Source organism: Pseudomonas sp. F-14 TE3482 (assembly GCF_053629455.1).
In genome coordinates, this window is the sequence record NZ_JBRJII010000001.1 from 4,799,714 (window position 1) to 4,812,937 (window position 13,224).

General features: G+C 58.2%; 12 protein-coding genes and 1 pseudogene. 3 read left to right on the forward strand and 10 right to left on the reverse strand.

Annotation, left to right across the window (positions count from 1 at the left end; all coding sequences use genetic code 11):
* Window positions 1-257: 257 nt before the first annotated feature.
* A complete protein-coding gene (locus AB7M26_RS21570; RefSeq protein WP_095631404.1) occupies window positions 258-1,172 on the forward strand; it encodes a LysR family transcriptional regulator in 915 nt (304 codons plus the stop codon).
* Window positions 1,173-1,289: 117 nt separating this feature from the next.
* On the opposite strand, the gene AB7M26_RS21575 is transcribed toward AB7M26_RS21570, so the two are convergent.
* The 5 genes from AB7M26_RS21575 to AB7M26_RS21595 form a co-directional block, all read right to left on the reverse strand.
* Complete coding sequence (locus AB7M26_RS21575; RefSeq protein WP_123496897.1) at window positions 1,290-2,900, reverse strand: gamma-glutamyltransferase family protein; 1,611 nt, start codon at window positions 2,898-2,900, stop codon at window positions 1,290-1,292.
* Between the two features lie 84 nt (window positions 2,901-2,984).
* A complete protein-coding gene (locus AB7M26_RS21580; RefSeq protein ID WP_084320064.1) occupies window positions 2,985-3,764 on the reverse strand; it encodes an amino acid ABC transporter ATP-binding protein in 780 nt (259 codons plus the stop codon).
* 2 nt (window positions 3,765-3,766) lie between these two features.
* Entirely contained in the window at window positions 3,767-4,540 is a 774-nt protein-coding gene (locus tag AB7M26_RS21585; protein ID WP_123496899.1) for an amino acid ABC transporter permease, read from the reverse strand.
* A 12-nt stretch (window positions 4,541-4,552) separates the two neighbouring features.
* Entirely contained in the window at window positions 4,553-5,359 is an 807-nt protein-coding gene (locus tag AB7M26_RS21590; RefSeq protein ID WP_429386141.1) for an ABC transporter substrate-binding protein, read from the reverse strand.
* A gap of 72 nt (window positions 5,360-5,431) precedes the next feature.
* Window positions 5,432-6,100 (reverse strand): GntR family transcriptional regulator, encoded by a 669-nt coding sequence (locus AB7M26_RS21595; RefSeq protein ID WP_123496903.1) that lies wholly within the window; start codon window positions 6,098-6,100, stop codon window positions 5,432-5,434.
* 360 nt (window positions 6,101-6,460) lie between these two features.
* On the opposite strand from AB7M26_RS21595, the gene AB7M26_RS21600 reads away from it, so the two are divergent.
* Together AB7M26_RS21600 and AB7M26_RS21605 are read left to right on the forward strand one after the other, a co-directional pair.
* The gene (locus AB7M26_RS21600) at window positions 6,461-7,072 is read left to right on the forward strand and encodes a TetR/AcrR family transcriptional regulator (RefSeq protein WP_123496905.1); all 612 of its coding nucleotides are present in this window, start codon (window positions 6,461-6,463) and stop codon (window positions 7,070-7,072) included.
* Window positions 7,073-7,160: 88 nt separating this feature from the next.
* Window positions 7,161-8,114, forward strand: coding sequence for an aldo/keto reductase (locus AB7M26_RS21605; protein WP_429376524.1), 954 nt, complete (start codon window positions 7,161-7,163; stop codon window positions 8,112-8,114).
* 62 nt (window positions 8,115-8,176) lie between these two features.
* Here AB7M26_RS21605 and AB7M26_RS21610 read toward each other — a convergent pair whose 3' ends face one another.
* The 5 genes and pseudogenes from AB7M26_RS21610 to AB7M26_RS21630 all read right to left on the reverse strand — a co-directional run bounded on the left by AB7M26_RS21610 (window position 8,177) and on the right by AB7M26_RS21630 (window position 13,173).
* Complete coding sequence (locus tag AB7M26_RS21610; RefSeq protein WP_429388933.1) at window positions 8,177-8,995, reverse strand: methyl-accepting chemotaxis protein; 819 nt, start codon at window positions 8,993-8,995, stop codon at window positions 8,177-8,179.
* 39 nt (window positions 8,996-9,034) lie between these two features.
* A pseudogene (locus AB7M26_RS21615) lies at window positions 9,035-10,333 on the reverse strand (PDC sensor domain-containing protein); the annotation flags it as partial.
* 135 nt (window positions 10,334-10,468) lie between these two features.
* On the reverse strand, window positions 10,469-10,645 hold the full coding sequence (locus AB7M26_RS21620) for a hypothetical protein (RefSeq protein ID WP_185022133.1): 177 nt from the start codon (window positions 10,643-10,645) through the stop codon (window positions 10,469-10,471).
* Between the two features lie 48 nt (window positions 10,646-10,693).
* Window positions 10,694-11,797, reverse strand: coding sequence for a polyamine ABC transporter substrate-binding protein (locus AB7M26_RS21625; protein ID WP_123496911.1), 1,104 nt, complete (start codon window positions 11,795-11,797; stop codon window positions 10,694-10,696).
* Window positions 11,798-11,835: 38 nt separating this feature from the next.
* A complete protein-coding gene (locus AB7M26_RS21630; protein ID WP_429386146.1) occupies window positions 11,836-13,173 on the reverse strand; it encodes an alginate export family protein in 1,338 nt (445 codons plus the stop codon).
* Between the last annotated feature and the right edge of the window lie 51 nt (window positions 13,174-13,224).

Below are 13,224 nucleotides of genomic sequence, written 5' to 3' on the forward strand. Positions count from 1 at the left end.
CAAAGTAACCTCTAATGCCCTGAACTCTATCTGGGCTTTCTACCCAAGACCATCAGTGGCTATTAATAGTCGACATGCCTGTCATTGATTCCGCAGCGACGGCGACATCATCCAATGCCGTGAAAAACCGAAGCAGCCTTTCAGAAAAAACTGAATTACCCTGTGCAGAGTACCAGTCTTTCCCCGTAAGATTCATGCCGGCCATTGTTCTCATATGGCCGCTCACGTCAAGTTTGCTGAATCTGCCAGGACTCCAGATGAATCGTAATGACCTGCGTCGTGTCGACCTGAACCTGTTGATCGTTTTCGAAACACTGATGCACGAACGCAGCGTGACCCGCGCTGCGGAAAAATTGTTCCTCGGCCAGCCGGCCATCAGTGCGGCGCTCTCGCGCCTGCGCGGGCTGTTCGATGACCCGTTGTTCGTGCGTACCGGCCGCAGCATGGAGCCTTCCGCCCGAGCAGTGGAAATCTTCGCCCTGCTCTCTCCAGCCCTGGATTCGATTTCCACCGCGGTCAGTCGTGCGGCGGAATTCGACCCGGCGACCAGCACCGCGGTGTTCCGCATCGGCTTGTCGGATGATGTTGAATTCGCGCTGCTGCCAATGCTGCTCAAACGGCTGCGCGCGGAATCGCCGGGAATCGTGCTGGTGGTGCGTCGGGCCAACTACATCCTGATGCCAAGCCTGCTCGCCTCGGGCGAGATCTCCATTGGTGTCAGCTACACCGCCGACCTGCCGGCCAACGCCAAGCGCAAAGTGCTGCGCCGCAGCATGCCGAAGCTGTTACGCGCCGACACGGTACCGGGACCGTTGAGCCTGGATGACTTCTGCGCCCGCCCCCACGCGCTGGTTTCGTTCGCTGGCGACCTGAGCGGCTTTATCGATGAAGAGCTGGAGAAGCTGGGGCGCAAACGGCATGTGGTGCTGGCGGTGCCGCAGTTCAATGGGCTGAGCACACTGATCAGCGGGACTGATATCGTGGCCACTGTCCCGGATTACACCGCTGAAGCGTTGACTGCAGCCGGTGGCGTGCGGGCGGAAGATCCACCGTTGCCGGTGCGCAGTTTTGAGCTGCACATGGCTTGGCGTGGGTCGCAGGATAATGATCCGGGGGAGCGGTGGTTACGGTCGCGGATTCAGATGTTCTTTGGGGACCCGGATAGCCTGTAACAGAATTCCCCGGGCTAGACTCAAATCCCCGAAGTATCCGATCAAAAATAAAAATGCCAGTCAGCTTAACTGACTGGCATTAGACCGTAGTCTCTTTTTTTTGTTTTAAGCGGCCGGCTACCACACGGCGATATGGGAATCGGCCCGCGGCTCGGTACCACCGCACAGCACACCGGTGTCCGGGTCACGGATGATAATCTGCCCTCGGCCATAGTTGATCAGGTCGCAATCAATCTGAATCTGGTGTCCGCGCCGTGCCAGGGAAGCGGCCAAGTCCCGAGACGCCCCGTGTTCGATGCCGACCTTCATATCCCCTAGCCATTGCCACCGCGGAGCGTCCAGCGCGGCTTGGGGGTTGAGACCGAAATCCACCAGATTCATGACCATCTGCACATGGCCTTGGGGCTGCATGTAGCCGCCCATGACGCCGAACGGCCCCACCGGTGCGTCACCTTTACTGATGAAACCGGGAATGATGGTGTGAAAGGTTTTTTTGCCCGGTGCCAGGCAGTTGGCATGGTCGGGGTCGAGACTGAATTCCTGTCCGCGGTTCTGCAAGGCGAGGCCGCTGTCTGGCAGCACTACACCGGAACCAAAGCCGTGGTAGTTGCTCTGGATGAAGGACACCATATTGCCCTCCGCATCCGCCGTGGCCAGGTACACCGTGCCGCTAGCGTGGGGATCGCCGGGATTGGGTTCGCACGCCTGATCAGTGATTTGTTCGCGACGTTGGCGGCTATAGGCATCGCTGAGAAGGTCAGCCACGGCCACACGCATGTGCAGTGGGTCAGTGATGTAATGAAGGCCGTCACTGTAGGCCAGCTTCATAGCTTCCAACTGACGATGCCAGGTCTGCTGGCTGTCTCGGTGATCGAAGTCAAAGCCCTGAAGGATTTTCAGGGTCATCAGGGCCACCAATCCTTGCCCGCTAGGGGGGATTTCCCAGACGTCGTAGCCGCGGTAGTTGATGCTGATCGGATCTACCCATTGAGCGCGATAGTCCCGCAGGTCGCTGGCTCGCAGATAGCCGCCGGTGGCGCGGGAATGGGCATCCAGACGCTGAGCCAGATCGCCGCGATAGAGGCTTTCGCAAGCGCTGTTTGCCAACTCTTCCAACGTTCGGGCTTGCGACGGGTTACGGAATAACTCACCGGCCTTGGGTGCACGGCCATCGATGAGGAACGTGTCGAACCAGATGTCGAGCACCGGGTCTCGATGGGGGCTGAATTCATCCAGAGCAGTCTGCCATTGACGGGCGACCACCGGTGACAATGGGAAGCCCTCCCGGGCCAGGCTGATGGCGGGCTGCAACAACTCGGCAAAGGGCAGCTTGCCGAACCGTTTGGACAACTCCGCCCAGGCCGACGGGCAACCGGGCACCGTGACCGGCGTCCAGCCGTAGAGTGGCATCTGCTCGTGACCGCCAGCCTTGACTGCATCGATCGTCAGCGCTGTTGGCGCCTGGCCGTTGCCGTTCAACCCGTGCAATTGGCCCTTGCTCCAGACCAGGGCAAAGGCGTCGCCGCCCAAGCCGCAGCCAGTGGGTTCAACCACAGTAAGCGCTGCTGCCGTGGCAATCGCGGCATCAATCGCATTGCCGCCATTGCGCATGATCTCGATGCCGGCCTCAGCAGCCAGTGGCTGGGAAGCCGCGACCATGCCATGGCGGGCAAACACACTCTGACGTTGCGACGCATAGGGATATTCGTGGGCAGAAAATTTCAACATAGCAAAAGTTCTTCCAAACAAAGATTCACTAGCCGGAGGTGATCCGGTTTCATTACCCGGAGATAAAAGACCTGACTGAAAAGATCACAGCACGCGACTGAGAAAGGCCTGGGTCCGCGGGTGAGTCGGTCGACTGAAGATCTGCTCCGGCGGCCCCTGTTCGATCAGTTCACCCTGATCGAGGACCACCACCCGGTCAGCGACTTCTCGGGCAAAACCCATTTCATGAGTGACCACCACCATGGTCATGCCGTCATCGGCCAACTGCTTCATCACCTGCAGGACCTCGCCCACGGTTTCGGGATCCAGAGCGCTGGTAGGCTCATCAAACAGCATGGCCTGTGGCTTCATCGCCAGCGCCCGAGCAATCGCCACGCGCTGCTGCTGTCCACCGGACAGCATCGAGGGGTAATGCATTGCCTTGTCCGCCAGACCGACACGGGCGAGCAAGGCCCGGGCCTGTTCCAACGCTTCGGCGCGTGGCACGCCTAGCACCTGGATCGGTGCCTCAATGATGTTTTCCAGCGCGGTCATGTGGGGGAACAGATTGAAACGCTGGAAGACCATGCCTATGTCCCGACGCTGGCGAGCGATGTTGCGCTCGGAGTCGCGCACCAGGCTGCCATCAGCGCGCTCGCGGTAACCCATGGAGCGACCGTTGACGCGAATGCGCCCACCCTGAATGTCTTCCAGCAGATTGATACAGCGAATAAAGGTGGTCTTGCCCGAGCCCGAAGCGCCGATCAACACCACCACTTCACCCCGCCGCACCTGCAAGGAAATCCCCTTGAGAATCTCCAGGTCGCCGAAGGACTTGTGAATGTCCAGGGCCTCGATGATCAGTTCTTCACTTTTGTGCGCCATGCTTAACGCCCTCTCAGCAATTTCAGCGTGCTGCGACCGAACATGCGACTACTAGCCGCTGGCGGTGCGGGTCGATCGGACTGTCCGAAACGCGCTTCCAACCAACGCTGGAAGAAGCCCCAGAGGGTGGTCAGCAGCAGGAAATAAATCGCCACCACCAGGTACAGTTCAAATACCCGGAATGTCGCCGACGTGACCATTTGCGTGCTCAGCAGCAACTCCTGCACGCCAATCACACTGACCAGCGTCGTATTCTTGAGCATCACGTTGAACTCGTTGCCCAATGGCGGAACGATGACCCGGAACGCCTGAGGCAGAACAATGCGCCGCATCAGTTTGTCGAAGGTCATGCCCAGCGAACGCCCAGCCTCGTACTGTCCTTTGTCCACGGCGCCAATCCCGGCACGAATGATCTCGGCCATGTAAGCGCCTTCGTTCAGACCTAGGGCGATAATCGCTGCCTGGATATTGCCCGGCACTACTAAACCGTACAGTTGCACGTCCTCAAATCGGAAGATCCCGCCGGCCGCCAATGCGGTGTACAGAAAGACGATCTGCACCAACAGCGGTGTGCCGCGCATCAGCCACACGTAAAACCGTACCGGGAGGTTGAGCAACGGGTTGCGCGACAGACGCATCAGCGCCGCCGCCAGTCCCAGTACACAGCCCAAGGCCATCGCCAACACACTGATCAGGCACGTCAGCCAGAGTCCGGTGAGGTACACCCCGCTGGGCTGCAACAGGTATTGCCAGAACACATCCCAATTGAAATTCATCGAGCGTTCGCCTCAGTCGAGTGTGTCGCTGGAAACATGCCATTTGCTCAGCAACTGCACGTAACTGCCGTCGCTGCGCATGTCACTGATGACCTGTTGTACCGCTGCAGTGAGCTGCGGATCATCCTTGCGAATGCCCAAGCCAGTGAGAATCCGGCTGAAGGCCGGCACCCCTTCCTCGAACAGATCGGGCGCCATGGCGGCGTAGTAACCGGCGGTTTCCACGGTCGTGCCGTAAGCGTCTACCTGACTGATGCGCAGCGCCTGAAAGGCGTCGGTGTCAGTGTTGTAAACCAGCAGTTTCATTGGGGTCTTGCCAGCCTTGGTCAGCTTTTCGTTTTCGGCGTCCAGCAAGGTTTTGATCGTCGAGCCATTGAGCACTGCCACCTTGTGCCCGGACAGTCCATCCAGGGTTTTGATGCCCTTGGGATTGCCTTTGGGAACGACCACTGCCTGACTGGAATACATGTAGTTGACGATGTCGATCACCTCCCGGCGTTCGGGCTTGTCGAACAGCTGATCAACGATCATGTCGCACTGCTGGGCGAGCAATGCCGGCAGCAACCCGGAGAAAGGAATGACCCGCCATTGCACCGGTTTGTTTCCCAACCGCTTGGCGATTTCCAGCCCCAGATCGACCGTCAGGCCCCTGGGTTTTTGCGCCTCATCGAAAGACACCAAAGGCGGTGAGTCCATGCCCGAGCAATACGTGAGTTTGTCGGCCTTTTGCAGTCGCTCCGGCACTTGGGGCGCGGAAACCGCCCACTGTGCACAGAGCCCGAGGGATACAGCGGCAAGTAACATATGGCGTTTATGCACGACGAGACACTCCAGTTGTTTAGTAACGGGGCAGTACTCAAAGTCAAAACACTGTCGGGTTTGAGCCCGATTCTATTTTTCCGATTGCAGAAACTGGATCAGCGCCGGCACCGTGCCCTCGATGTGCTCGCGCACTATCGCCTCGGCTCGGTCGACATCGCCTGAACGAATGGCATCGAGGATCACCGCGTGTTCCTGGCGAGCGCTCAAGGGTTTTTCGCTGTGTTGCAGCCAAAGGCGCATTGGCGCCTCAATTAGCGAATACAGCGCCGAGATCTGCTTCATCAGCCGAGGACGGCCGCTGAGGCTGCACAGGTACTCATGGAAGGAACGATGAAGTCTGACCCACTCGGCGCTTTCGTCGCGGTAGTCATCCATCTCGTCCAGCATGCGTTCCAAAGCCGCCAGCTGACGCTCGCCGATTTTCGCCACGGCCACGCGGATGGCCAGGCCCTCGAGGGCACTGCGCATTTCGAAGACTTCGTGCAACTCGTCGAAATCCAGACCACTGACAATGGCGCCGCGGTTGGGCCTCAGGGTCACCAGGCCTTGAGCATCAAGACGGCGAAAGGCTTCGCGCACTGGCATCCGGCTCATGCCGATTTCACTGGCGATATCCTCGGCGATCAGGCGGTCGCCTTTGCGGAAACGACCGCCGCAGATCGCTTCCAGCAAAAAGTTGTAAGCCTCCTCCTCGGCGGTCAGGGGCTGACGTTCAACGTAGGTGGGAGCGAATTGCATAAAGTCACCTTTTGCTTTTTTGTATCCAATTATCCATAGATTCAAAAAGGCAGAAACCGTGCCAGCCTGTTTAGAATTGCCTCAAGTTCTTAATTAGAAAGGAGTTCTGGCTCAAAACCCGATGTTCTTTAGATCGGCGCGATACTCACCGTGTGCTACGAAATGGCCCAGCGCGCCCCAAATAGGTGAACAACGGTATCCAGGTAACAAATCATTTCTCCGAATGCCCTTCGAGGTCTTTTGCTCCCGCGAGAGAGTGCATTGCAGAAATTAGTGCTTTAAAAGTTTTACTCGATTAAGTATTTTGAATGGATGATTGGGCGACATCCGCCCCCCTATTCATAGCGACAAGGATCACCTGTGAGCGGACTACGTGAACGTCAGAAAGTCGAACGACGCCAAGCCATCAGCAAGGCAGCCATCGAGCTGTTTGAGCGCCAGGGTTTCCAGAACACCACCATCGAACAAATTGCCAACCAGGCTGGGGTGTCAGCGCCCACGGTGTTCAAGTACTTCGGTAACAAACAGGAAATCATTCTGGAAATCCTGCACGACGCCGACCAGCGTGCCATCAAGGACGCCCGCAGCCAGATGCCTGACATTGAGGATCCGGTCGATGCCATGTGTTACCTGGAGCGGCGGTTGACCGGTTACGCACTGGAGGTCATGCACCCCAGCCTCTGGCGTGAACTGCTGCCACTGATATTGTTTGGCGGCGACAACGGGCTGCCCAAAGGCTATCGCGCCATGAACGATGCACTCAGAACTGAAATCAGTGGGTTGCTCAGAGAGTTGCAGCAGGCCGGCAAACTTCGCGCCGACCTCGACGTCGACCTGGCCTCTTTCCTGTTGAACGACTATTCACACTTGCAGTTGTTCAGATTGGTCAACCAGGAGCAGCCGGATGTCGAGTCCCACTCCGCTCAGGTAAGGCACATCACCGAGTTGCTCTTTTACGGCATGCGGGCCTGAGAAAACACACAGATGCAATCACCTCGCGGGGTGTTTGGCTGAACGCCAGAACCAGGGGACTGACTATTAACTCAAACGGCGGACCGCTATGAAAAAAGACTATCTGGGCAGTTCAACGATGGAGAGTTCACGCCTGGTGCTGGGCGGCAATGTCTTTGGCTGGACCGTCAACGAACAAGATTCGCTGAAGCTACTAGACGCAGCGTTTGAACTCGGCATCAACACCTTTGATACCGCAGACGCCTACTCCGTCTGGGCCAGTGGCAATAGCGGCGGCGAGTCGGAAGCCATCATTGGCAAATGGCTGAGTCAGAACAGCCACCGACGCAGTGAAGTGCAAATTATCACCAAGGTCGGGGCCGAACTCTCGCCCCATCAGCAAGGGCTCTCGAAAGGCAGAATCCTGCAAGCCGTGGATGATTCGCTGCGTCGACTGCGAACCGATTACATCGATTTGTACTTCTCCCACTACCCGGATGCCTCGACAGCTCACGAGGAAACCCTGGAGACTTACAGCACGTTGATCGCCTGCGGCAAGGTTCGCTCGATCGGCGCATCCAACTACACCCTGGAAGATCTACAAGCCGCTAAATCCTCTGCCGATCGCCGCGCCCTGCCCCATTACACCTGCCTTCAGGTGGAGTACAACCTCTATGATCGCCATGACTTCGAACAGCAGTTGCGTGCATTTGCCGTGGCCGAAGACTGTGAGGTCCTGACTTACTTCAGCCTGGCCTCGGGTTTCCTCAGTGGCAAATACAAAGGTCTGAACGACCTGACGCATAGTGCTCGCCGCGACGACCTGGAAAAGTACTTCGATGAGCGTGGGATGCGCATTTTGCACGTTCTGCATCAGGTGGCGCAGGAACAGCAGGCCTCACCTGCGGAAATCGCCCTGGCCTGGATCATGCACCAACCCGGTATTACCTCTGCCATTGCGAGTGCCACCAACCTGGAGCAACTCAATAGCCTGGCGCGTTCGACGCAGTTGGAGCTGGATGCTCAAACCCTTGAACGACTGGACCTCGCCAGTCTCCTTTGAGACTTGCTGTACGCGATAGCCCAGGCAGGTGGCTGGCATGACCGGCCACAGTGTCCCTCACCTCAGGTCTTGAAACGCTCCAGCAAACGTCCTTGCTCTGTGGCCTGTCCACTGACATCGGCGATCTCCTGCGCCGATTCACGTGCACTGACCGTCAGGTCCTCGCTGAGCCGGCGGATGCGACCGACCGAACTATTGATCTGCTCCGACACCGCGCTCTGTTCTTCGGCAGCGCTGGCAATCTGGACGTTCATCTGAGCCACCCGACCTATGCCTTCACCAACGCCGTACAACGACTCGACTAACGCACCAAACAGCGCCGCCAGTTCTTGGCCGAGATTCTGATTCAGAGTCATCGAATGCACGACGACGACGGTATCTTGCTGCAGGTCTTCGATGATCGAGCGCGTTTCCTGGATCGAATCCTGAATACGACTGGACAGGTTGCGCACCTCATCGGCCACCACGGCAAACCCTCTTCCATATTCGCCAGCCCGTGCAGCCTCGATGGCTGCGTTTAGCGCCAGCAGGTTGGTCTGTTCGGCGATGTCGCGGATGATGTCGAGGACGCTGCCGATCTTTTCACTCTTGATGGATAGCTGGTTGACCTGGCGGTTGGCGTTGGCCAGGTCCTCGCCCTGACGAGCAACTATCCGGGTGGTTCTTTCGATCAGCCCGGTGCCGTCGTCGATGGTCTGCAAAATAGTCCCCGTCGCTTGCGATGCCGATGCGGTATTACGAGCTATCTCCTGCGCCGAAAGGTTCATCTGGTACATAGCCGTTGCGACTTGATCGATGTCCTGGCGTTGATGCTCCATAGTTTGCAAGTTGTCGGTGCTGTCTTGGGCAGATCTGGCCGCCGCCGCCCGCAACTCGGTCATAGAGTCTTTGAGCCGGATGACGATAGGCTGCAACACATCAAGAAAAGCGTTTAGCCCGCTGGCCACTCCGCCCAGTTCGTCGGCACGGGAGTAATCCAGGCGCTTGACCAGATCGCCCTCGCCACGGGCCAGATCGTCGGCCATCCGCGACATTGCCTGCAATGGTCGTACGATGCTCTGGGACGCTAGCCAGATCACCACCAGTCCAAAAACCATCAGCGCCAAGCCTATCAGTGCCTCCTTTTGCACGGCAGCGAGCAGGTGCTCTTTCATCGCTTCGTGCAACTTAAGCAGCGGTGCGAACATCTGCTCCGAGGGTACCTTGACCACAATGCGCCAAGGCTCGGCCCCGGGAATGGGTGAGAACGCCTGACTGACGAGCAAATCCTGCAGCGGTCGTGATTGTCCTGGCAATAATGCGGAAGACTCCACGCCAGGTTCCTTGAATTGACCGCCCAGTGCCCCGTTGTCCAGCGTACTGCCAGCAACCAGTCCAGAGGCGCTGACAATCCACACATCCCCAGCCTGCCCCGGCAAGCCTGCCTTGGCGGCCAGGGCTACGACCTGAATCTGGCTTAACTGAATGTCGATACCCAGCACCGCCACCACGCGACCGTGATCGATCACCGGCAGGGTCAGCGAGGTCATGAGTATCGGACTGCCAGAGGCATCATCGAGATAGGGATTCAGCAAACAAGGCTGCGTCGTTCGTAGCGGGCAGTCATACCAGATGCGGGATGCCTTGCCGTCGGCCATAGGCGTGTCGTCGACAATGCTCTTTTCTTGCACCGTGACTTGCTCCATCTTCCCGCCGCTCTGGCGAAACCAGACCGGTGCAAAACGCCCCAGCTCGTTGCTACCCAGTTCGCTCTGGCCGGCAAAGCGCGCGTCCTGCCCGTCGAAAGCATTGGGCTCGAAAGCGATATAAGTGCTGATAAACGTCGGATTGGCTTGCAAGCTGGCCTGTAACTGGCCGGTGATGTAGTTCCTGGCATGCTCTGGTGTCAGCGCCCCACCACGGCTCAGCGACATGATTCGCATGACCTCCGCTGATGAGGCTTCTGCGACGCGCAGGGCATCGCGGAAAAACACCTGGACGCCAGAGGACTGGAAACGAACGGACTCGGCCACGCGCGCCTCGATATTCTGTGTCAGGCTGGCAGAGGTCAGCCCCTCGGCACGCTGACTCAAGCCACTCATTTCATTGAGTGCGGTGCCGATCAGGGCTAAGGCCAACAGTGTCAGGCATAGCCCGACCAGTACAATAATTCGGGCTCGTAAAGTGACAAACATGGTGAGTCTCCTGTGCCGAGCGGCCACACAAAAAAATGGCGACATGCCTGTCGCCGATCAGAAGAAGAGCCCGTCACACCTCCCTGCACTGCCTGTCATCCACACGCGTCCGACCGGCGATCGCGCCAGCGACGAGGGTTAACAGAGGCCGTACTCAACAGCAGAGGTGAATCTCGGGCATCAATAGAAGCGGTAGCAGCGAATCACTACCTGACTTGCGTTGGGGTAATGCAGCTGGCCGATAAGGCTTGCATCTACGCTCTCCCCCAATATCAGCCCAGGGCCGATATCGACGCACAGGGTCAGCGCCCGTTGAAGATTGCGAGCAGCGCCCATCAAATCCAATGGCTCAGCCATGGCAAACACGTCTGTGTGGCCCGGTGCAAAAGCACCGGGCCACGATGATCAGAAATTGGTCTTGATGCTGGTCCAGATGCGAGTGCGGATCCGCTCCATGGCTGGCGGCATGGGCTGTAAAGTGAACAGGGTTTTGCGCGCTTCGTCCGGCACATACATGTTGGGGTTGTTACGGATGTCGGGGTTCACCAGCACGGTGGCATCCTTGTTCGGGTTGGGGTATCCGATCTTGTTGCTGATCCGGGCGATAACATCCGGGCGCAGGATGTAATTGATGAACTCGTAGGCCTCCTTGGTGTGGGGGGCGTTAACCGGCACCATCATCACGTCTGACCACATCGGCGCACCTTCCTTGGGTAACGCCATTTCAACCCTCACACCCTTGCCCGCAGCATCGGCCAGCTGTTTGGCCAGCGCCACGCCGCCCGACCAGCCCACAGCGACGCAGATGTCACCGTTGGCGAGGTCCATGCCATAGCGCGACGAGTTGAAGTAGGTGACGTAAGGACGAATCTTCATCATTGCCGCCTGAGCCTGCGGGTAGTCCTCCCGTTTCTGGCTGTTGGGATCGAGACCCTTGTAGTGCAACGCGATGGGCAATATCTCGTTGGCTGCATCGAGAAAACCGACGCCACAACTGGCCAGCTTGCTGAGGTTCTCTTCCTTGAAAATCATGTCCCAGGTGTTCATCTGAACATTGGCGCCCAGAATCTGCTGGACCTTGTCGACGTTGTAGCCGATCAGCGTGGTGCCCCACAGGTAGGGCGCAGCGTAGCGGTTGCCGGTGTCACCCACCGACTCCAGGGATTTCATGAACTCCGGGTCCAGATGCTGCCAGTTCGGCAGTTGGCTGCGGTCCAGAGGCTGGACAGCACCCGCCGCGATCAAGTGACTCAGGTTGGTGCTGCCGGGGTAGACCACATCATAGCCAGAGTTGCCGGTTAGCAGTTTGGACACAAGGGTCTCGACGCTGTCGAACACGTCATAGATCGGACGGATCCCGGTTTCCTCCTGAAAGCTCTTGAGGATCTCCGGTGGCAAGTATTCGATCCAGTTATAGATGCGCACCGTGCGCTCTTCAGCCAGGGAAACGCCCGCCGTCAGCAACGACAGCGCAACGGACAACAGGGTGTTGCGTACATGCTTGTTCATGGTGAAACACTCCTACGCGGCCGCGGGGCTCGCGACACTTAATAGCGGTAGGTGAAGTACAGTTCCAGCGCGCTGAATTTCTGATCATCGCCGAATACTTGCTTGGCAGCGGCCAGCGGCTTGACCCAGTTATACGACAGTGACGTATAGAACGACGGAGTCGGCGTCCAGTCGAGGAAAACCACGCTCTCATCGGCAAAGCGCCGATCGCTGACGGGGGCGCCCATGTAGTTTTTCTCGTCCAGCCAGAACTGATAGTGAATCGCACCGAGGGTCAGCGTTGGGTTCAGGTGAGTTTTGAGTGAGAACTGCTGAACGTTTTCGTTGCTGTTGAACAACAGATAGTTACCAACAACATCCCCCACCAGCCAGGTGCCCCAGTCGACGAAGCCTTTGCTCAGAGGGTCCCAGGCTTTCTGTCGATTGTCAGTGAGGTTGTCATCGCCGGAAAAACTGGCATAGCGATAGCCGATGACCGGCGTCAGAGGCAAGCTATTGAACGCGTAGTCTGCCTGGCCATACCAAGCGTTGGCATCGTAATCGACGCCCTCGCCACTGCCTTTCTCCAGCGCATATTCGGCGTTGAGCGTCAGGGCGGACACGCCCGGCAACTTGGCGTTGAGCGCCCTTACGTTGTACACCAGCATTCCGTCCCGGAATCGAGGGGCGGTGCTGCCCTTGGGGCCCAGCGCATGAACTTTCATCGCCATGGCACCCAGCGTCACCTGGTCGTCGAGGTTGTAATCCAGGTTCGCGCCCGTCATGCGGAAATCACCCAGATCGTCGTCGGTTCGCAAGGTGAAGGCCTGGCTCTTCAATGCCCCATGATCCCAGGCCAGGATGGCCGAATCCTTGAAGGCGGTTCTGGGGCCAAGCCAGTAGGCGCCGTCCTTGAGCTGATCGAGGTTGCCGTCCATGACGATGAAGCCAGTACCAATCATGTAGTTCTGGCGCCCGGCAGTCAGTGTCCATTCCCCGGCGCGGAAACCACCGTAGAGTTCTTCGGCGGCCACATCACCGTCAGAGCTGCGCGTAAAGCCGCCGGCATCGCCATCGCCCAAGGTCGTCGCCGCCACGAGCGAGCCGCCGGCCAGCAGGCTGAAGTCAGGCTGCAGCGAGTAGTCAAGCTTGATACCTGGCTTCACGTAGAACTCCTGCCAGTCAATTTCCGTGCCGCCATTTTTACCGCTGCGCACATCGACGCGGCCACTGCCAAAGTTGACGTTGCTTGTGGAAATAGTCGCCCCCCCGGCGCTGAGATTGACCTCACCCTTGAGGTTGCCGTCCTCGAAGGTATAGCCAGCCAACGCAACGTGGGTGATCAGGGGTAAGCCGAACGCTAAGAGCGCTCGAGAGAAACGCGTCATCGAAACCATATGAAGCTCCTGTGTGATTATTGTTGTTACAGGGCAGTGAAATGGCGGCGC